A 20804-nucleotide genomic window follows, 5' to 3' on the forward strand; every position below is an offset into this window, starting at 1 on the left:
ACCAATCCCAAATCATTAATTCCCACATTGTCAATATCTTGATCACTCACTCACTTATCCACAATAATGCACAAAATATGATGCCCTAAAACCACCCCATTCATGACAACACAAGCTGTCACTTTGTCTTTTCTTCTTTGATCTTTTCCAGCTCTTTTTCAACGGTGGCAACGACATTTTCCCAAGTAATACTAAAATGCGCATAAAGGGCATCAATTGTTCCACTTGCCCCAAAGCCCTCCATACCAATAAACACACCATCACAGCCAATAAAACGGTCCCATCCTTGGGCGACGGCAGCTTCAATGGCAACTTTAATCGGTGCATCTCCAATGAGAGCACGCTGATAGGAGAGAGATTGTTGAGAAAAAAGTTCAAAACAAGGCACAGAAACCACACGCGTTGGGATGCCTTTTTCTTCTAACACCGCATGTGCCTCCACTGCAATTTGCAATTCTGAACCAGAAGAAAACAGCGTCACTTGTGCATCATCGCTAGCTGTTAGGAATTCATAAGCACCAAGCATACAGAGATTTTCTTCTTCATACTCCTGACGCAAAAGCGGTAGATTTTGTCGACTCAAAGCCAAGGTAGAAGGTGTCCCGCGTGCTTTCAAAGCCAATTGCCAACACTCGACTGTCTCCATAGCATCGGCAGGACGGAACACAAAATGATTAGGCATTGCACGCAGGCAAGCCAAATGCTCCACGGGTTGATGGGTCGGACCATCCTCACCAAGACCAATAGAATCATGAGTCATGACATAAATCACCCGCAACCCCATGAGAGAAGACAAACGCATAGCAGGACGCATATAGTCAGAAAAGCATAAAAAGGTTCCCCCATAAGGAATAAAGCCGCCATAAAGGGCAAGACCATTCATCACAGCTCCCATTACATGTTCGCGAATTCCATAATGCAGATAGCGCCCTGAAAAATCTTCAGCAGAGATACTTTTCATCTGGCTGCTTTTTGTATTATTAGATCCGGTTAAATCAGCCGAACCACCAATAGTCTCAACAACGACTTCATTGATCACTTCAAGAGCCATTTCCGAAGCTTTACGCGTAGCAACAACGGGGCGCTCTTCAACCAATTTCTGTTTATAAGTATCAATAGCACCATCAAATCCGCCCACGAGATCGCCCCGCATCAATCTTTCGAACTCCACACGCTCTGAAACAGGAAGATCAGCAAATTTTTCTTCCCATTTTTGGCGTTTTTTAGCAGCATTGAGACTAGCCAAGCGCCAATTATCAAGAATATCGGCTGGAATAACGAAAGGCTCAGCATCCCACCCTAACGCGATACGGGTTTCAGTGATTTCTCGTGCGCCCAAAGGAGCTCCATGAACTTTATTGGTACCCGCTTTATTGGGTGCTCCAAAACCAATTGTTGTTTTACAAGCAATCAAAGTTGGTTTATCGGAGTTTTGTGCCGCCTCAATAGCCCGCGCAATTGCTGCTTGATCATGCCCATTGACTTTATGTGTCTCCCAACCAGATGCCTTAAAACGCGCAATCTGATCTGTACTGTCAGCAAGGGAAATCTCTCCATCGATAGAAATATTATTATCGTCCCACAATACAATAAGCTTATTGAGTTTCAAATGACCAGCAAGGGAAAGTGCTTCTTGAGATATCCCTTCCATAAGGCATCCATCACCCACCAACGCATAAGTGTAATGGTTGATAAGATCACCAAAACGGGCATTTTGCAAACGCTCTCCAAGAGCCATCCCCACGGCATTAGCCAACCCTTGTCCAAGAGGACCAGTCGTTGTTTCGATTCCTGCCACATGCCCATATTCTGGATGCCCGGCAAGCTTTGCTCCTAATTGGCGAAAATTTTTGAGATCTTCAATGCCAATATCTTCATAACCAGAAAGATACAAGAGAGCATAAAGCAACATAGACCCATGTCCTGCTGATAACACAAAACGATCACGGTTAGGCCAGCGAGGTTTTTTGGGGTCGTGAGCAAGAAATTTTGTGTAAAGAACCGTAGCAATATCGGCTGCTCCCATTGGCAAGCCCGGATGACCAGAATTTGCTTTTTCAATCGCATCAATAGCAAGAAAACGGATAGCATTGGCCATCTGATTCTGTTGGTGGGTGTTTGTCATGAATAATCGACCATTTCGTTAAATACGTTATTCTGTTGCTTTTTCCGTATTCTCTTAAAATTCTCAAGAAATACTATTTTCTAACCATTAGCGTGAGACTTTTTGCCACCACTTCAATAATATTAATAACATTCCCCTCACGCGTTCTGTATATCCATGTCATTTATGCCAATACGCGCAAAAAATCCAGCTTTTAATTTATATCTATCCCCTGCTTTGCTTGCTAAAATATCCTACATACTTAAAAATAAAATGCACACAACACAAGAGTGAAAGTGATTCGTTTTTGCATAACACATTGATAAAGGATACAATTACCCAAAGGATAAAGGCAATGAACCAAGAGACTACAGTTCTACAAGATGCTTTAGAGCACCTAGAAAAGGCACTTAGAACTTTAGAGATTACCATAATAAACCGCAATGCCGTTATTAATAAAAATAACGAATGGGAAGAAGAAATCCAACGAATGAATGCTGACCGCAGCCATCTTGCCCAAGCGCTTGACAAAGCTGAAGCCCAAATTGAACGCTTAGAGTCCGTAAACAAAGAAGTTTCCAAACGTCTTATTAAAGCAATGGAAACAATTCGTGTTGTCATTGATAGATAAAGGTTTGAATGTATGGAAACTGTTTCCGTTACCATTGATGGTAAAATTTATCGCATGGCTTGTGACAAAGGACAAGAACGTCGTCTTATTGCGCTTGCTGCTCAATTGGATCAATATATCACACATTTAAAGAACAATTTTGGTGAAATTGGCGACCATCGTTTATCGGTTATGGCTGGCATAATGATTATCGATGAAATGGAAGAAATAAAACGAGAAAATAAAAAATTACAAGAAGACTACAATACTCTTTTACGACTCCACAACGAAAGAGACCGCACCATGGGGAAAATTATGCGTGACACCACACAACGCATTGAAAATCTCACCAACCAATTGCTCAAAGATGATCAAAACTGCACAAACATTCAAGAACAAGAACAGGAAGATTTCTAAAAAGTACATCAGCGCGTAATAAACCAGAGGTTTGACTTGTCCGCCACATCTCACAGGATAAAAATTCTTAAACCCACACCAGTGTGTAAACAGTCTGGTTTTTTATAGGAAGGATTCCAGCTACTCACGACTTATGGGATTAACTTAAACCTCAACGAGAAAGCCCTACCCTGAATATTTCACCTCCGCACAAACACTTCCTATATCAAGGAAGCTGCCTTATATCACCACATTTCAAATGAGATGTCTTTTAACCGCGCAATAAGATAACAAAACCAACATCATTGTAAAAAAATCACATAAATGACAACAGCAACAAACAAATAAAGCACCCTTCGAAAAAAAGAGCTATATTCATGTTCCCTATGAATGCATGCCAAAAAATTCTTTCCCCTAGATAATATCAAGCATATTCAATATATATTAAAAAATAACCTTATCTATTATACCGTAAAACACCGCCACTTGATAATACAAGCACCATGGAGTCTTTGCACCTGAAATGTCCATCCGATGAAACCCACCGAAAAGAACCGTATCATTTATAAACCAGCGTGAATTAAGTATTTTCATCCTTTAGAGCAGGAAAAAAGTCAAACTCGAAGAGTATGTTAATCTCATACAAGCTCAAACATTATAAACAACAATAATAGCTCTTGAAAACATTCTCTACCGACATCTTTATCCTTATAACAAACAAACAATTCATCCATACCTCTCTCCCCACCCCTCAAAATCTCCAAGCTTAATAAAAGAAAGAGCAAATCGGCATCATCATTATAGTCAGCCCTCAATATTGCGATAGCCCCCTTGGCTCGTAAAACGATTCATAAGAGGCATTTTTGTACACTTTTTACCCACATGCCCCACCCGCTTGTGACGTGCAAACAAAGAGTTATGATTAACAAAACATAAATAAATTGAAGAGAATTTTACGGAATTCGGGGTTCTAATTCAAGTTTAATAACGATAAATTATCATTATAAATCAATATTTTGCAAATGCTTCGACAAAGCATATTTTAAAAACACATTCACCCATCACTTTTTCTCATAACATACCAGTACGATTTTTTAGGCACATAATTTTAACTTTATTCAATTCTGTTGGCAAAAGTTTAAAATGAGAACAATTTCAAGGCTCTTATCCAAAAAGAAAAAGAATAAATTCTCATTATCAATAAACATCTCGCTCGTATAAACATCAATAAAGCAATCCCCAATATGCCTCAATGAAATAAAAGGAGGAGCTCCCATTAAATGCCTACCGTAAAAGCAGCTTCCTCAGAACTAAAACAAAATCAACAGACAACATCACCGCATCTGCTCCCATCCCCAAACTGGACGACCTAACGCAATACCTTTCTATCTTACGATAGGAGATAAAAGAATAATGGGTCTATGGAGGCATTCACAAGAGGCGCACACCCGTTGTTTTTAAAGCCTGTTCAAAGGCGCATGAAAAAACACCATGCGTAAACGGCTCAAATCCCTTTCGTTCCATCTTGGGAGACAGAGGCAATACGCAAGAGATTTGTCGCACCGGGCGTTCCAAGGGGAACCCCAGCTGTCACAAGGAAGCGATCTCCCCCTTTGCAAAAACCTTCCTGAAATGCAATGGCTGCTGCACGATCAACCATATCCTCTAAACTCCGTGCATCTTGCGTGACCACACAATGAAGCCCCCAAACTAAAGCCAAACGCCGTGCTGTTTCCACAATGGGCGATAAAGCAATAATGGGTCTATTAGGGCGTTCACGAGAGGCACGCACCCCGGTGGTTCCTGAAGCCGTATAAGCAATAATAGCGGATAGCGCAAGTGTTTCAGCAATCTGACGTGCAGCAAGAGAAATCGCATCCGTTCCTGTTGATTCTGGTGCTGGATGTTGTGCTCCAACCTGAGCGGCATAAGTATGATCTTGTTCGATTTGTCGCGCGATTCGGTCCATCATAAGCACAGCTTCTTCAGGATAGCGACCAGAAGCAGATTCAGCAGACAACATCACCGCATCTGTTCCTGCATAAACTGCTGTAGCAACATCCGACACTTCTGCGCGTGTCGGAACAGGAGATGTAATCATTGATTCAAGCATCTGTGTTGCCACCACAACAGGCTTTCCTGCTAAACGACAAGCTTTTATGAGCTCCATCTGAAGTGCAGGGACCTTTTCCAAAGGCATTTCCACTCCAAGATCACCCCGTGCAATCATAATACCATCGGATACCTCAATAATTTTCTCTATATGCTCCAAGGCTTGAGGCTTTTCGATTTTAGCCATCAAAGACACCTTGCTTTTCGTCAACTGACGCACCGCCATAATATCTTCTGGACGTTGAATAAAAGAAAGAGCAACCCAATCAACAGGCTGCTGTAAAAGAGCCTGAAGATCCTCCTTATCTTTTGACGTCATTGAATCAAAAGGCAAAATTGTATCGGGAAAACTGACACCCTTTCGATCAGAAATACGGGTTCCAGCAACCACGCGACACTGTACAGAATGACCATCACAAACTTGCGCACGCAGTTCCACCCTTCCATCATCAATCAACAACCGGTCCCCTGGTTTAATCGCCGAAAATACATCCTCATGAGGGAAAAAAACACGCTGTGCATCACCAAGAACATCGCGATTATCTAATGTAAAGTTTTGTCCAACACGCAAATCTTCTTGACCCTTAGCAAAACGCCCCACACGCAGTTTTGGCCCCTGAAGATCCACCAAAATACCAATGGGGCGTCGAACTGTTTTTTCAACTTCTCGTATAGACTTGACCAAATCACCCATCATATCACGATCAGTATGGCTCATATTAAGACGAAAAACGTCTGCTCCTGCCCTAAAAAGCTTCTCAATCATCAAACGAGAAAAAGAAGAAGGACCAAGAGTCGCAATAATTTTCACTTTACGTGCACGTTTCACGGTGGAGAATTTCCTGAAAGAGAAGGTATAACTGAATTGTTTAACAAAGACTCATCCGTCAACTGGATCATCCAACTGGTTTGATTTCCGGTATCGATTTCTTTAAATTCAGCCTTTTGATATCCTCGAGGGAAACAATCATGAACGCCTTGAATGGTAAATTGGCTATCTTGCACACACATGGTTACAGAGCCTGCCCAGTTCCCCTTTTTTTGTGCCCCTTCCGCATAAAAATAATAAAACCGTGAAGCAAGAGGCCCCTCAATTAAGGTTTTACACTCCGTCACGGGTACCGTCCACCAACCTTCGCTCACCCATCCTGAAAATGTACGATATCCAAGAGCAACCCCTACAGACTGTTGGGTTGTATTACAAACCCTAAAGTCAGCTTTTGCAAAAACAACAAGGGGAAACAAGAGCAAAATGCTCAAGAAAAAAACCTTAAATCCTTTCTGAAGCACCCAATATCGTTTTTTTAAAATCACAAAACTTCCTCTATAATGTCAAATTCTCAAAACAAATTACACACTTCTTTTTCAAAAGCTTTTCAAGTCTAAAACGTATATTTTTATATTTTTCTTTTTATAGCCCTTTTATCAATGCATATATCTTAAAAATTTTACAAAATATTTAAAGTCAATTTGTAAAAAAGCTGTGTAGCTTGATTTACTTTATTGTTTTCAAGCTTTTTTAACATAAATTCGTCGTCGAAAAACAACTTAAAATATATAACTTGGAGAAAAATACAATGAACGATACAGTAACCGATCAAACACACGCTATATCCGTAAACCAATTACGCTCTTTTATCGAACGTATTGAACGACTAGAAGAAGAGAAAAAAACCATTTCTGATGATATTAAAGACGTTTACACTGAACTTAAAGGCTCTGGTTTTGATAGTAAAGCTGTTCGAAGCATTATACGGCTGCGTAAAAAAGAAGAGCATGAAAGAATGGAAGAAGAAGCAATCATTGAACTTTATAAAAATGCGCTTGGTATGAATTAAAACCATTGATAACATTGGAAATTTTTTTAAGAAAAGAAAATACAAAAAAAATGGCAAAAAACAAATGAATGTATAAAAATTTCACCCAAACAATAAGCCGTTTGTGTAACTTGTAACGAGACTATCGATCACAGAATACACAATATTGCAACAGCCTTCACATTTAAAAGGATTTATACAGAGAATTTTTATTCTTGTTCTTCAATCATTTTTATCCACATAAACCCTCACTTGTATGCCAACCTATGCCAACCCAGTTTGTGATGTGCAAGAGAGGTGTTTTTATGATTAAACATCAATAAATTTGAAATGAGAAAGTCTTCCGATATTGAGGACTCTCTTCCTTCAAATTGAACAAAATGAATTATGATGATAAATCAATTCATTATCTACAAAAAGAAACATATGAAAGCGGTCAGCAGTTGAAATCCGCTAAATGAGAGTCTGAGCTGTTTACAAAAGAAGAGCTGGTTAAGGATCTTTATCTTTTAGGATAGGCAGAAATTCGGCATATTTACACATTTGATAAAAAGCCCCTTGATAGAACTTTTAATAAAACTTTATTCGAATCTATTAACCGACTCATACAGATCATTGATTCGAGAGGTTAGAATGTGATCTCTCCATTTTCCAGAAATCATCAAATAGTCTTTGGCATAGCCTTCTTTTTCAAAATGAAGGCGTTTTAATAAACGTTCGCTTTTTATGTTCTCAGGTCTATAATTTGCCATCACTCTATGCAGATGATAAACATGAAAGATATGCCGTATTAGAGCCGATAAACTCTCAAACATAAGACCTTTACCTTGTTGTTTTTCATCAAGAGAAAAACCAAGATGACAAGCTTGAAAAACACCCCGAACCACATTTGTAAAATTCACAACACCAATGACTGTGTTTTCATTTTTTAATCGTACGGCATATCGGTATGCTTGTCCTTGTGCACTTTCATAAGCAAATGCATTAGCTCGTGTTTCCCAAGCTGTTAGGCTGTGATAACCATCAGATCTAACAGGTTCAAAAGGACGCAGATGATTCGCATTACGGAGGGAATAAGAAGACAGTTCAGCTGCATCTTCTAAACCGATCAATGTAGAAATTGTTCGCTTTGTTTTAATTGCTATCATTTTCTCCTCCTAGAAATGTTACAATAACACGTTGATTTATCCTAACAAATCATCATTTTTAAACTTAAATCATAACGTCGAATACAGTAAGCTTTCCTCATCACAACACTTCTCACGTTAGAATCAATGAAGATCATTTGCTTTTCCGTCATAAGCAAGGTTGGTGTATTTAGGATATAAGGTAAAGATAAGGGAATGTTTCTTATGAATGCTCTCAAGTTCCAAGGGGGCTGTAGCAACATTGGGGACTGGCAAAGTATGCAATGGAACTGGCGTACTTCCATATACGAAATTTTGAAAAAACTCACGGCAAAGGTAGTTTTGTTTCTTTGCCTTGTAAACGAAGAGCATGCTTGTTTTGCGCTATCATATCACTGCTCCCCCGTATAGAAATCCCAATGACCATCACCTTGAAATGCTATATGTTACAGTGCAATCTAAAAAGTCTCTGCCATAACTCGTCAACAGCACTGTTCCCGCTAAATCAGCCACAAACTCTTGTAACAAATCAAAGAAAAGCGATGATGCAATACAAATCTTTTAAAGTTTTTTAGATATTATCGTGAACACGCTTCCATTTCTTCGCGTAAAATTTCAAGTTCTAGCCATTCTTCTTGCTTTTGTGTGCAAGTATTTCTCTTTTTTTCCAACGCTGTTGATAAACGCTCAAAACGTTCTTTATCGCGGCAATAAAGGGTTGGATCAGAGAGCTCTTGCTCAATTTTTTTGATTTCGTCCTGTAAAACAGCAATTTCTTCAGGCAATTTTTCCAATGCATAAACCTGCTTATAAGACAATTTACTTCGTGTTTTTTTCTCTCGCCCTATCAAGCTATGATCTATTGATGTATCCTGTTTTGAAAGCTCTCCCGCATGAGATTTTGAAGGTGCTTTACGCTGCGATAATTCTGTTCTTTTGCGTTGTAAGCGAAGAGCATGCTGGTTTTGCGCCATCATATCACTATAACCGCCCGCATACAAAACCCACTGACCATCACCTTGAGGTGCCAACATATGCGTTACAGTACGATCTAAAAAGTCTCTGTCATGGCTAACCAACAATACTGTTCCCGCAAAATCAGCAATAAATTCTTGCAACAAATCCAAAGTTTCCATATCCAAATCATTGGTCGGTTCATCAAGAATCAAAAAGTTTGCAGGACGTGAAAGAAGTCGTGCAAGCATGAGGCGTGCTCTTTCTCCCCCCGAAAATTCTTTAAGGGGAGTGCGTGCTTGTTCCGGTAAAAATAAAAAGTCTTTCATATAAGAAACGACATGCCGCTCTTGTCCATTGATCACAAGAGTGTCACCTCTTCCTCCCGTTAAATAATGCGCTAAAGTTTCTTCTTCATTTAAAATACGTTGCTGATCAAGCAATGCCATAGAGAGGTTATAGCCATGCCTCACCGTTCCACTATCCACGGCTTCTTGCCCAATTAATGCAGAAATGAGCGTTGTCTTTCCGATTCCATTGGGTCCTACCAAACCGATCCGATCACCACGCTGAATGCGCAAAGAGAAATCTTTCACGATAATGCGATCACCATAGGATTTTGAAATTTTCTTTGCTTCAAGCACCAATTGCCCAGACTCATGACTTTTCGCTGCTGTCAAAAGTGCATTTCCAGGCTGCCCTTTATAGGTTTGATGACGCTGTCTTAAGTTGTTTAATTCGCCTAAACGCCGTACGTTACGCTTACGCCGTGCACTTACGCCATAACGTAACCATTGCTCTTCACGAGCAATTTGGCGCCCCAATTTATGCTGCTCAATGGCTTCTTCTTGCAACGCCTTATCACGCCAACTTTCAAATTCTGAAAAACGCTTTTCCAGTCTTTTGGTTGTGCCACGATCAAGCCATACCGTTGACCGCGTAACATTTTCTAAAAATCGCCGATCATGGGAAATCACCACAATCGCTGAACGCAAAGAAGATAAAACAGCTTCCAGCCATTCAATGGTTGGTAAATCAAGATGATTGGTTGGTTCATCTAAGAACAAAATATCGGGTTTTGCAGCAATGGCCTGTAACAATGAAACACGCCGCTTTTCGCCTCCCGAAAGCGTTTCCAATTTTTCCGCCCCCGAAAACCCTAAATTTGTGCGAAGCGTATTGATCCACTGGACATCAGATATATCGTCCAGCCCCGCTTCCATATAAGCGTTAATATCTTCAAATCCTGAACAATCCGGATTTTGTGAAACATAACGGAGCGTCACTCGCGGGTGGCGAAAAATTTCGCCACCATGAGGCTCTAATATTCCCACGGCAATTTTTAACAGAGTTGATTTTCCACAACCATTACGGCCGACCAGCGCAATACGCGCCCCTTGCTCAACCGATAAAGAAGCTTGATTGAGCAAAGGCGTTTTTCCAAAATTTAAGAAAATGCGGTCAAGCCGCAGAAGCGGCACCGCCATTAACGAACGCGGTGCGGACAAGGTGCTTTATACATCACCCCTCTTGCATCACGGTAAGCACACAATTGCCGTACAGGAACTCTCTGTCCACAAGGTGCTTGGTAAACATGCCCTCTACGACCGCGATACGTGCACAATTGTGATGCCTGTCTTTGTTGTTTTCTTTGATTTGCAGCTGCACCTGTTACTGTTCCAGCCAAAGCACCAAATGCTGCACCGGTAAGTGCTGCTCCAGGCGTACTTCCAGCAATAGCAGTTCCAGCCAAAGCACCGATTGCTGCTCCTCCTACGCCGTAACGTGCAACGCGTTCATCGTTTGTGGTACAAGCAACTGAACTGAAACCAATGGCTGAAACAACTGCCACTTTAAAAATTGATTTTAACATATCAAAACCTTTCCTTCTCAAGATCAATACATAATATATTGTTTATGTCGGCACTTATAATCACTAGTCCTCCCCCTGCCTTATTCAAAATATATTGGAAGAGCTTTATGGAATAGGCACAGACGCTAACAATATAGCTTTTCCAGAACCTAAATGGCAAGAAAAGGTTCCACAAATACGGTTAGAAAGTGTTAAAGAAGAGCCAAATGACACATTTTTGTCACAAACTGGCCATTTTACCCCTTTAAGAGTTAAACCTTTTAAATCAGAAAAACCGATAATACTAAACAAACATCCCTTAGGCAAATCATACGAACAAGGTTTTGACAAAACCGGCCAACCTTCTTCCAAACCGCTTGTCAACAACACTGAAATACCCCTTTCAGCCATCATCAACGCTTGCGTCATATGAGAAAGGCTATGATCACTTCGCTCCCCTCCCAAAGCACCGCACAAAATAAGCTTTTTAGCGCCATTTTGCAACGCTCTTTCACATGCCAGAGCACTATCTGTCATATCTTTATCAGAGGGAAAAACTTCACGCGGAACATGACTATATTGACGTATTAAGTTCTCATCTGATGAATCAAAGTCCCCTAACCACAACTCAGGCGTCACATTAAGCGCTGCCGCATGACGCATACCACCATCAGCAGCAATTACCCGACTGTTTTGAATTTGATTAAGCAAACGATCAGTGATATGAACATCCCCATTTAATAATATCGTAAATGTTGTCATGCCATACTTTGCCTTTCACAAAATTTTCTTTACAGTGCATCTTTTTATAAGTGAGAGTCATTTTTTATAAACAAAAAGCGTGATATAGCCAAACGAATCCTTATCCCTAATGCCTTTCTTAAAGAAACATACGATATAAAGATACAAATGCAATTTGCCAAATTACTCCGCAGAAATAATGTGCACCATGGTCCAACGCACCCCATTTTTCACCGCAATTTTCTTTTTCGCTCTTGCCTGTATAAAGCAACTTTCATAAGTTTAACGTTTCTCCTTTCAGCTTGTCATACACCCTTTTCTCAAAATGATAGGCTTTCTTCCACTTCTTCTAAAACGATCAAACGTACCAACAACCACAATATCTATGTCACATTAAGCGCTCTGCAACACCCACGTATTTTGCAAATGTATGGTGGCGCTTATCATGATGCAAAACTTGAACACCTTTTAGCAAAGATTGTCCGTAAACTGGCAGTTGCATCCTATAGTTCTCATCAAAGCTATTCTGTAACAATTTTAAACTCAGAAACTATCAACGCTTTTGCGCTCCCCAACGGCTCGATCTACATCACTCGTGGTATGCTGGCATTAGCCAATGATTCTTCAGAAGTTGCAGCCATTTTAGCCCATGAGATAGCGCATATCAGAGCCAATCATGGCATTTTACGCCTGCAAAAAGAAGCCCAATTAAAGATGACCAATCACATGTCTTCACGTCTTCTTTCTTCTATTGGCAAAAAACTTCATAACCCTATGCAAAACAAGCAACAACTCGCGCAATTTTCCCGCAATCAAGAGCTGGAAGCTGACTCCCTTGCGCTCGAAATGCTCCAACAATCAGGATATGATCCTTTTGCTTCACCGCGCTTTCTTCAAACAATGGAAGCCTATAGTGCTTTTCGTAATATCTCTGGCTCCCAAAATGCCTCTCTAGATTTTCTAGCCTCTCACCCAACTACCCCTCAACGCATTCGGCTTGCGATAAAAAAAGCGGGTAAAATCAGTAAAGGGAATAGTAAAATATCTGATCACGATTCTTTTCTCAAAAGCATTGATGGCATAATTTTTGGAGGAGGCTTTTATACAGGTTTTGTACGAGGCAACCAATTTATTCACCCACAATTGCGCATAGCTTTTTCTGTTCCAAACAATTTTACAATAGAACATTCAGCACATACTGTTTGGGCCAGTGGACCAGATAAAATTGCGATTCGTTTTGACGCTATTCCACATCCTGCTGAAATATCTGCGAGTGATTATTTGAAAAGTGGCTGGATTATCGGTCTAGACCAATCATCTATCCGCCCCATCACAATTCAAGGGCTCCCCAATCAAGAATTTATGCGTCAAGAATCCCAAAGCCAAAATTTACTTGGAGCAAGGGCCCATGCTACCAATGATCAATGGCAATTTGATGTGGTTGTCATTCCATTCAACAACCACATCTTTCGTTTTTTGACGGCCGCTCCACATAATTCTCGAAATTTTGCAGAGGTTGCCCAAAAAACGCTACAAAGCTTTCATTCTCTTTCATCTTCACAGTTAAAAAAATTGCAGCCCTTAAAAATCCGTGTTGTCCGTGTTAAACAAGGAGAAACCGTTGCAAATCTTGCAGATAAAATGCAATACACACCATATAAAGAAAAACTCTTTCGCATCCTCAACGCCCTCTCACCAACGCAAACTTTACCGGCAGGTACAAAAGTGAAAATTATTACAGAATAAGCCTTTCTTCTCATCTGTTACAGTTTTGATTCTTTTCTGTCTGTATCACGCCCTCCCCCTTAAAGCATATTCGAAAATAAAGAGGAACACTTTAAAATCCAACTTCATCATACCTTTATAGGTCTCCGTTTGATATATATTTCCTCCAACTAACAGCCCCCTATCTTCCTCTGTAGTAGCGCTCCCAAGGAGGCATATTTCTAAACAAATCCGGACATCCCCTAAAACTGACTTTATCATATTCTCATATGCCCCCACTTAATATATTCTCTTTCCCCCCCAAAAAGCCTTTCACTGCTTATATATCGTAAGCATCTTCTGAATGAATCGTAAGGAGAGCAGAACGCAATTTTTGCAAAGCCCTAGCTTCAATTTGACGCACGCGCTCTTTCGAGATTCCTAACTTTTCACCCAAAACTTCGAGAGTCGCACCCTCTTCATTTAAGCGACGAAAGCGAATAATTTCCAACTCCCGTTCGTTGAGAATTTGCAACGCATCGTAAAGCCATTGTGTACGCCGTTGACCATCAATGACTTGCTCAATTAAAGCATCAGGAAGAGGACTATCATCCACCAAAACATCCATCTTAGCAATGGGATTATCACTGTTCTCAGAAACAGAAACACTCAAGGAATTATCAGAACTGGAAAAACGAAAATCCATCGTTTCAACATCGCGCACGGAAACACCGAGTTTTTCAGCGATTGTGCGAAAAATATCCTGTTTTGACAAAGCACTATCATCTTGTATCAGTTTTGCACGCAAACGCCGAAGATTAAAGAAAAGTGCTTTTTGCGAAGAACTCGTTCCCCCTCGAACGATTGACCAATTTCGCAAAATATAATCTTGAATAGAAGCGCGTATCCACCACGTTGCATATGTTGAAAAACGCACTTCCCGATCAGGTTCAAAACGTGCAGCTGCTTCCAATAGTCCCACATACCCTTCTTGTACCAAATCCCCCAATGGCATTTTGAAACGTTTAAAGCGATTAGCAATAGCAATCACTAAACGCATATGAGCCGCTGCAATTTGATGCATGGCGTCATCATCACGTTTGTCTTTCCACCGCAGAGCCAAATCATGCTCTTTTTGTCGTTCAAGATAAGGTGCTTGCATAGCAGAACGCATCATATTACGTCCTAAGCTTTTGTCTGCATCGCTATAATTTTTGCTGCTTTTATAAACAGCATTTGAAAGATTACCCATAATAACCCCTTGCGATTAAAATTATCAAAATTGATTTGGCAACGACATCATTGTTCTTCGCTTAAAAAGAACGCAAAAGTTGTTAACTTCTGTGACCACTACTTTAACGTGTAATTTTATAATCGCAATTGTTTTTTTTACTGTCATGGTAAAACTTCTTGTCATAAGACACAATTTCACCTGCAAAATGCCTTTACAATATGCCTTTTAGCCTATGAAATATTTGAAAAAACTTTCTCTTCACTTTTCATGACAAAACAGCAAAAAAATTAAAGTGATCATGCAAAAGAAATGCCGTTTTTTGATAATCGGTTCCGTTTCCTTTTAAATCGAAGAATTTATTTATGCTTTTAGCTTTACAATACAACTAATAAGTGTAATTTGCAAATATAAAGCATCCAAACTGAATGAAAACTGAATGAAAAAAGAATCATTCAAGTTTTAAAGGCGCAAAGAAACAGCAAAAAATGACAAGAGTGATTGAAGCAAACGCAACAAACGTGTTAAAGAAAGAGCACCATTATGAAATTGTCGCAAAAAGCTTTTGACCAGTATCACACTGAGAAAGAAAATGATCATGGATAGCAAGATTGTTCAACAGAATGAGATTCTTCAAGATGATATTCTCATTGAAAAACACGGAAGGGGTAAATTTGAAGGTTTTCGTTTTTATGCCAACAAAAACAGTACCGATCAAATAGCTGAGAAGCAAATTTCAACAGAGAATGAGAATTTGATTCTTGCTTTTTCCAAACGCGCGACACGTTTTTGTGCTTGTGCAAATGGAGATTTTACCCTCAGTTCTGATGGAATTGTGCGCTGGATTGGTCAACCCGTAGGACAACTTGTAGCAACAGAAGATTTTTTCAAACCAAAACTAATTGTTTTAGCAGATGAACAACTCACGGAAGAATCCCGCAATAACGTTGTGAAACGATTAGAACGCTTTGTCACCTTTCATTTTGAAACGACTTTAAAACCCCTGTTTGATTTGCGCAATGCTGATAATTTAACAGATTCAACAAACAGTCTTGCTTTACAACTTTTTAACTCTTTAGGGATTTTACCACGCCGCGAAGTCTTAGACATTGTCAAAAACCTTGCGCAAGAATCACGTGCCGTTCTTCGGCGTCTAGGCGTGCGTTTTGGCGCTTTTCATATCTATGTTGCCGGAATGCTTAAACCTGCTCCGGTTCAAGCCATTACTCTCCTGTGGAATCTTCAAAATGCGGGACAAGATCAAACTGGTTTGGGTGAAATTTTTTCAGCATTATCTGCTGGTCGAACCTCTTTGATGGTTGACTCTACCTATAACCGCCAATTTTATCAATTAGCCGGCTACCGAATCTTAGGACAACGTGCTGTACGGATTGATATTTTAGAACGTCTTGCCAATCTCATCCGTCCCGCACTTCATTGGAAACAAGGAAGTGATCCCAAACCAGATGGCGCCTATGATGGAAAAAGTTTTTTTGTTACACCAGCCATGATGTCCATTCTTGGGGCCAATGGAAATGATATGGAAGAAATCCTCAAAGGACTTGGTTATCAATCGTACAGCATAAGCAATACTGTTTTTGAACAAAATCTCCTTGCACACCAAGCCTCTTCCCCTGTCAATGAAACAATGCAAGATGTTCCCGCAGCAGAATGCGTTGGAAGTCAATGGCAAACAATAAGCGATTTAGAAACAACACGAGAAGAAAAAAATATCTCATACCCAAACATTTCATCCTCTGGTATTGAAAAACATCTCCATAAAACCAATCGTTTACCAGAAGCTGAACCTATTGGGAATTTTGCCAAATCCCCTCGCTCTACAGAAGAAGATAAAGTTATTTTATTATGGCATTATAAGCATCAATTTCCCCACCATGCACAAAAAAAACGTGATAAATTAGGAAATAAATGGCAAAATAAATCGAAGAACGCTGTAAAAAAAGCGGAATACAAAAATGAAAATTCCCCTCAAAAAGCACCATCACAAGCAAAACGCTCTCATAAGTTCCACAAATCCCAAGGAAAACATGCAAATCATAAGCCCTTTCAAAAAGAAAAGCGCCTTAATCCTGATTCACCTTTTGCGAAACTAGCTGTACTACGCGATCAACTCACCAATCATAAAAACACGCACACACTTTCCTCTAAAGAGAATTAAAGTAACAAATGGAGTTCGATCTTGACCCACGTAGTAACCGACAACTGCATTCACTGCAAATATACGGATTGCGTTGAAGTCTGCCCAGTTGATTGTTTTTATGAAGGGGAAAATATGCTTGTTATTCACCCCGATGAATGCATCGATTGTGGTGTTTGCGTGCCAGAATGCCCAGCAGAAGCGATTTTACCTGATACAGAACCAGGGTTAGAAAAGTGGTTAGAACTCAATCTTCATTATGCAAACAAATGGCCTAATCTAACCACCCGAAAAGATCCTCTTCCTCAAGCAAAAGAAATGGATGGCGTTCCAAATAAATTAGAAAAGTATTTTTCAGAAAATCCAGGAAGTGGCGAAGAGTAATGATAAAGTGTACACTCTCCTCCTTCAACGATTGAAAGACTTCTCTTGTAAAAATAAAAAATCCTTAAGCGAAATGATTGATTCTTTTAAATTTTGATGTTAATGTTATTTTAACATGATCATCTTTCTAAGTATTTTTCTTTGCTTGTTATAGTAAAGCGGTGTATTTTTTTTGATTTAAAAGTACTCGGCTTTTATGCTCACTTAATTGGTACAATATACTTGGTTAAAGAAAACTCAACCCTCAGGTTTATAACCTGTTTTCCGATACATTTGTTGATCATAAGGGAGTAAACTAAAATATGGCATCCCAACATGGAACGTCTTCCAAGACCAAAGAATTTGCAACCTCTGAATATATCGTCTACCCTACGCATGGAGTAGGACAAATTATAGCGATTGAAGATCAAGAAGTTGCAGGACATAAATTAAAACTTTTTATCATTCATTTCGCGAAAGATAAGATGGATGTCAAAGTCCCCATTGCAAAAGCCCTTTCCGTTGGAATGCGTAAATTATCTGCTAGTGATTCTGTCGAACGTGCCTTAAAAGTTTTACGCGGAAAAGCACGCGTTAAACGGACCATGTGGTCACGTCGTGCACAAGAATATGATGCTAAAATCAACTCAGGAGATCTTATTTGTATCGCCGAAGTAGTCCGTGATCTTTTCCGCTCTAATCTACAGCCTGAACAATCTTACTCTGAGCGCCAACTTTATACAGCTGCTCTTGAAAGAATGGCCCGCGAAATTGCGGTTATTAATAGTCTTTCTGAAACAGAAGCTATCAATCTCATAGAGATGCATCTCTCCAACAAGCCGGAACGCGAGTTTAAAACTGAGAGAGAAGAAACAGATGAAAACAGTAAAGCTGTCTACGCTGCATAATACACTCTTTCATCATAATGATGATATTTCGATAAAACCAGCGAAAAGCTGGTTTTATTTTTTAACATCCTCTCTACCCTTAAGGACAAAGTTTCTTAACCAGCGCCAATCTATAAACAATCTAACTTTTCGACAAATTCCTCCTCCTTATTTTCTTTCTTCATAGATAACAAACTGATTAATCATCATAATCTAGCATTATTCATATTAAATTAGAATCTTGAATATGGTAAGATTTCTCATTTCAAATTTCTCTCATGTTGAATTAATCAAATCACTTGCTTGTCAATCACAAGCGGAGCTGATCTGTGGGTAAAAACTGTACAAAAAGAGCGAGACACTGTCTCAAGCACCAAAGGATATACCAACATTGGAATCTGGCAAGATGTGTAAGGGCGGGGCTTGCTTTTTTATTTAAGCGTAAAGATCATAGTGCCGTTTATACACTACACCGAAACTTTACCATTTATTCCCTTCTACAAAACCATTGTAACATTCAAAAACACCGTCATAAAATGGATGCCACAAATATTGAAAAATATTGCTTTAAAAAAATGCGTGACGGTACAACATAAGATATTTTGTCTTGGGCGCTCTATTTTGCATGAGAAGCATTCCCCATTAAAGAACGCGATAAAAAAAGCATGAACTAAAACCATCATCTCCATTCTGTAAAAGGCATTCCAAATACTTTTGAAAGCTGTAAAACTAACTTAAAAAATCACAATAAAAATGAACGTTGGCATTGCCCTTCCAATTTCATATTTTTCCCAAATGAGGTTTCTTATTTCAGAGGAGATATACGCAATATTCTTACTCCAATCGAACACAAAAAATCTAGAATGATTCATAGAACTCTTAAAAGTCTTAATCTCTGTTTCAAACAGACTGCTAAAGATTGGATATTCTCAGCAGGAATTGTCCAGTTATCATCTTCAATCTGATCTTCACGAATATGACGCAAAGGATTAGTACGAACGCCTATCAGGACAAGCAAACGCAAAGCCAGTTATGTTATGTTTTACAGAGTAACTGATAAAAGGCAAAAACATCTCTCCAATCCATTGCTGGTCTATGAGTGGTTTTATGACGTTGTTTGCCTAAGAGCGCGCGTACTTTTGCACTGCTTGTAAATCAACATCCACACCCAATGCAACCGCATGTTTAAGACAAAGATTAAGACGCTTCAGTGCTGTCTGAGCTGTTCCAGCTTTTGCATGCCAAATAGAGGCAAGGGTATTGCGTATCTCTGTTTGCGTAATCTCTGAAACAGGCAGACAGCCTAATTTGGGGAGAATATAAAGGTGTAAGGGTGAAAACCAATCACAAGCCTCACCATCATTTTTTAATTCAGCTTTACGGCTTTCAAAAGCATCCAACACGATATCTTTTAAATAATGGAGATTGCGCATTGCCTCACGCTTTTGTTTCTCACGTTCTTTAATGGGATCACGCCCCTCACGTAAAACAGCCTACCACCCAGTTGCCAATTCACGGGCTTGTTTAAAAAAAACATCTCGCAAGGCACCCAAGCCCATTTCACGGCGCCGACCATGAATGGTATAACGATAAAGCCATTGAGCACCACCATCTTTACGTTTGTGAAGAAGCAAGCCGGCACCATCATTATATTTGCTAGCCCCCAATGTTGTGACAACCCTTGGCTCTTAAGACTCTTCATAAGAACCATTTTTAGTTCTTTCTTATACAAATTTTATCCACACACTCATCCCACGTGTGACGTGCAAACGAGTGGTTTGGATTGATTCTAGATAGAGAGATTTGAAATGAGTGAATCTTACGTTATTCGGGGTTCTAATTCAATATGAAAAACAATGAATTATATATATAAATCAATATGTTGTCTAGTGATGAACAGATAACAAAAAAAATCATAAACTTAGGTAAGCAACACTATAAAATCATTCATAAACCAGCTATGAACTGGAGAATCGTACCGGCTTTGATAAAATACTTTGCTCACCCCCACACATAACATATCTGGTTTTAAGTTTACTTATTTTTACAAGCTGTTCGCAACAAATCCCTTATATTCACAAAAATAAGAAAAATATATAGACAATTCTTAGTTCAAAAACATGAAAATACAGCGTGATATTCATAGAAAAGTCTCATGCACTTTTATCATAAAAAGTACTAAAGATTATTGAATGTGTACACCTTCTGTCTTGTAACGGTTTTCTCTTTTCTGCTCATAAGAAAGCGCGCTGGCATCAGCATACACTTAACCCCAATGTTACAACAATTCTTACATTTGAAAATATTCATTATAAACATTTTTCCTTTTTTATAGAGTTTTCACCCACATGCCAGCCCCACTTGTGACCGAAAAGCAAGTGATTATCATTGATTCAACATAGGGAAAAATTTGAAATGAGAAAATCCTACGATAGACCTTCCATTCAAGGCGCAAAACAACAAATGATCTTTATAAATCAATATGATGTCGATCTCTATTTTTTTTTTAAGGAGAATCACATGTCACAATATAAGCCTATAGACAAACCATTGCCTTAAATATTCTCATAAAAAACACCGGAAAACACCGATATGCTTAAATCCTTACATAGATCAACCGCCTTAAACGATGATATTTTACGGTCTAATAGGATTCTCTCTATAGTCAATAAAGATTAAGTGCGATACAAAATGATTCTATTACTGAGCTAACTTATATCAATACCCAAGCTCTTAACGAAGTCATCA

15 protein-coding genes and 1 pseudogene are annotated in these 20804 nt (G+C 39.3%); 7 read left to right on the forward strand and 9 right to left on the reverse strand.

Going from position 1 to position 20804, the window contains the following annotated elements; all coding sequences use genetic code 11:
• Positions 1-118: 118 nt before the first annotated feature.
• On the reverse strand, positions 119-2125 hold the full coding sequence (gene tkt / locus ACFIJW_RS04450; protein WP_375633444.1) for a transketolase: 2007 nt from the start codon (positions 2123-2125) through the stop codon (positions 119-121).
• Between the two features lie 334 nt (positions 2126-2459).
• On the opposite strand from tkt, the gene ACFIJW_RS04455 reads away from it, so the two are divergent.
• Together ACFIJW_RS04455 and ACFIJW_RS04460 are read left to right on the forward strand one after the other, a co-directional pair.
• Complete coding sequence (locus ACFIJW_RS04455) at positions 2460-2735, forward strand: DUF4164 domain-containing protein (protein WP_375617852.1); 276 nt, start codon at positions 2460-2462, stop codon at positions 2733-2735.
• Between the two features lie 12 nt (positions 2736-2747).
• Complete coding sequence (locus ACFIJW_RS04460; RefSeq protein ID WP_375606565.1) at positions 2748-3131, forward strand: cell division protein ZapA; 384 nt, start codon at positions 2748-2750, stop codon at positions 3129-3131.
• Between the two features lie 1483 nt (positions 3132-4614).
• Here the strand turns inward: ACFIJW_RS04460 and pyk are convergent.
• Together pyk and ACFIJW_RS04470 are read right to left on the reverse strand one after the other, a co-directional pair.
• A complete protein-coding gene (gene pyk, locus ACFIJW_RS04465) occupies positions 4615-6051 on the reverse strand; it encodes a pyruvate kinase (protein WP_375633445.1) in 1437 nt (478 codons plus the stop codon).
• On the reverse strand, positions 6048-6536 hold the full coding sequence (locus ACFIJW_RS04470) for a DUF1036 domain-containing protein (protein WP_375633446.1): 489 nt from the start codon (positions 6534-6536) through the stop codon (positions 6048-6050). The genes pyk and ACFIJW_RS04470 overlap by 4 nt, the downstream gene beginning before the upstream one ends.
• Before the next feature lie 263 nt (positions 6537-6799).
• On the opposite strand from ACFIJW_RS04470, the gene ACFIJW_RS04475 reads away from it, so the two are divergent.
• The gene (locus ACFIJW_RS04475; protein ID WP_005774567.1) at positions 6800-7060 is read left to right on the forward strand and encodes a DUF2312 domain-containing protein; all 261 of its coding nucleotides are present in this window, start codon (positions 6800-6802) and stop codon (positions 7058-7060) included.
• A gap of 560 nt (positions 7061-7620) precedes the next feature.
• Here ACFIJW_RS04475 and rimJ read toward each other — a convergent pair.
• The 4 genes from rimJ to ACFIJW_RS04495 form a co-directional block, all read right to left on the reverse strand.
• A complete protein-coding gene (gene rimJ, locus ACFIJW_RS04480; protein WP_375633447.1) occupies positions 7621-8187 on the reverse strand; it encodes a ribosomal protein S5-alanine N-acetyltransferase in 567 nt (188 codons plus the stop codon).
• A gap of 557 nt (positions 8188-8744) precedes the next feature.
• Entirely contained in the window at positions 8745-10607 is a 1863-nt protein-coding gene (locus tag ACFIJW_RS04485) for an ABC-F family ATP-binding cassette domain-containing protein (RefSeq protein ID WP_375633491.1), read from the reverse strand.
• The gene (locus tag ACFIJW_RS04490) at positions 10607-10993 is read right to left on the reverse strand and encodes a hypothetical protein (RefSeq protein WP_375633448.1); all 387 of its coding nucleotides are present in this window, start codon (positions 10991-10993) and stop codon (positions 10607-10609) included. Before ACFIJW_RS04490 ends, ACFIJW_RS04485 begins: the two co-directional genes overlap by 1 nt.
• 105 nt (positions 10994-11098) lie before the next feature.
• Positions 11099-11734 (reverse strand): thiamine diphosphokinase, encoded by a 636-nt coding sequence (locus ACFIJW_RS04495; protein WP_375617849.1) that lies wholly within the window; start codon positions 11732-11734, stop codon positions 11099-11101.
• A 147-nt stretch (positions 11735-11881) separates the two neighbouring features.
• Here ACFIJW_RS04495 and ACFIJW_RS04500 point away from each other — a divergent pair, with 147 nt between their 5' ends.
• The gene (locus ACFIJW_RS04500; protein WP_375633449.1) at positions 11882-13459 is read left to right on the forward strand and encodes a M48 family metalloprotease; all 1578 of its coding nucleotides are present in this window, start codon (positions 11882-11884) and stop codon (positions 13457-13459) included.
• A gap of 298 nt (positions 13460-13757) precedes the next feature.
• Here the strand turns inward: ACFIJW_RS04500 and ACFIJW_RS04505 are convergent, their stop codons facing one another.
• Positions 13758-14669 carry an RNA polymerase factor sigma-32 gene (locus tag ACFIJW_RS04505; RefSeq protein ID WP_375613183.1) on the reverse strand — a complete coding sequence of 304 codons (912 nt, stop codon included), beginning with the start codon at positions 14667-14669 and terminating at the stop codon, positions 13758-13760.
• Between the two features lie 577 nt (positions 14670-15246).
• Here ACFIJW_RS04505 and ACFIJW_RS04510 point away from each other — a divergent pair.
• The 3 genes from ACFIJW_RS04510 (at position 15247) to ACFIJW_RS04520 (ending at position 18077) form a co-directional block, all read left to right on the forward strand.
• A complete protein-coding gene (locus ACFIJW_RS04510) occupies positions 15247-16827 on the forward strand; it encodes a hypothetical protein (protein ID WP_375633450.1) in 1581 nt (526 codons plus the stop codon).
• Positions 16828-16848: 21 nt separating this feature from the next.
• On the forward strand, positions 16849-17190 hold the full coding sequence (gene fdxA / locus ACFIJW_RS04515; RefSeq protein WP_375617846.1) for a ferredoxin FdxA: 342 nt from the start codon (positions 16849-16851) through the stop codon (positions 17188-17190).
• Between the two features lie 302 nt (positions 17191-17492).
• Positions 17493-18077, forward strand: coding sequence for a CarD family transcriptional regulator (locus ACFIJW_RS04520; RefSeq protein ID WP_375633451.1), 585 nt, complete (start codon positions 17493-17495; stop codon positions 18075-18077).
• Positions 18078-18975: 898 nt separating this feature from the next.
• Here ACFIJW_RS04520 and ACFIJW_RS04525 read toward each other — a convergent pair.
• Positions 18976-19723: pseudogene (locus ACFIJW_RS04525) on the reverse strand (tyrosine-type recombinase/integrase); the annotation flags it as partial.
• Positions 19724-20804: the final 1081 nt, after the last annotated feature.

This window comes from Bartonella sp. MM97QHHN (assembly GCF_042194285.1).
Taxonomy (GTDB): Bacteria; Pseudomonadota; Alphaproteobacteria; order Rhizobiales; family Rhizobiaceae; genus Bartonella.

Bases quoted from the DNA above. Each gene is read 5' to 3' on its own strand.
- tkt (WP_375633444.1), bottom strand. From the start codon at position 2,125: ATGACAAACACCCACCAACAGAATCAGATGGCCAATGCTATCCGTTTT.
- ACFIJW_RS04455 (WP_375617852.1), top strand. From the start codon at position 2,460: ATGAACCAAGAGACTACAGTTCTACAAGATGCTTTAGAGCACCTAGAA.
- ACFIJW_RS04460 (WP_375606565.1), top strand. From the start codon at position 2,748: ATGGAAACTGTTTCCGTTACCATTGATGGTAAAATTTATCGCATGGCT.
- ACFIJW_RS04475 (WP_005774567.1), top strand. From the start codon at position 6,800: ATGAACGATACAGTAACCGATCAAACACACGCTATATCCGTAAACCAA.
- rimJ (WP_375633447.1), bottom strand. From the start codon at position 8,187: ATGATAGCAATTAAAACAAAGCGAACAATTTCTACATTGATCGGTTTA.
- ACFIJW_RS04485 (WP_375633491.1), bottom strand. From the start codon at position 10,607: ATGGCGGTGCCGCTTCTGCGGCTTGACCGCATTTTCTTAAATTTTGGA.
- ACFIJW_RS04490 (WP_375633448.1), bottom strand. From the start codon at position 10,993: ATGTTAAAATCAATTTTTAAAGTGGCAGTTGTTTCAGCCATTGGTTTC.
- ACFIJW_RS04495 (WP_375617849.1), bottom strand. From the start codon at position 11,734: ATGACAACATTTACGATATTATTAAATGGGGATGTTCATATCACTGAT.
- ACFIJW_RS04500 (WP_375633449.1), top strand. From the start codon at position 11,882: ATGCAATTTGCCAAATTACTCCGCAGAAATAATGTGCACCATGGTCCA.
- ACFIJW_RS04505 (WP_375613183.1), bottom strand. From the start codon at position 14,669: ATGGGTAATCTTTCAAATGCTGTTTATAAAAGCAGCAAAAATTATAGC.
- ACFIJW_RS04510 (WP_375633450.1), top strand. From the start codon at position 15,247: ATGGATAGCAAGATTGTTCAACAGAATGAGATTCTTCAAGATGATATT.
- ACFIJW_RS04520 (WP_375633451.1), top strand. From the start codon at position 17,493: ATGGCATCCCAACATGGAACGTCTTCCAAGACCAAAGAATTTGCAACC.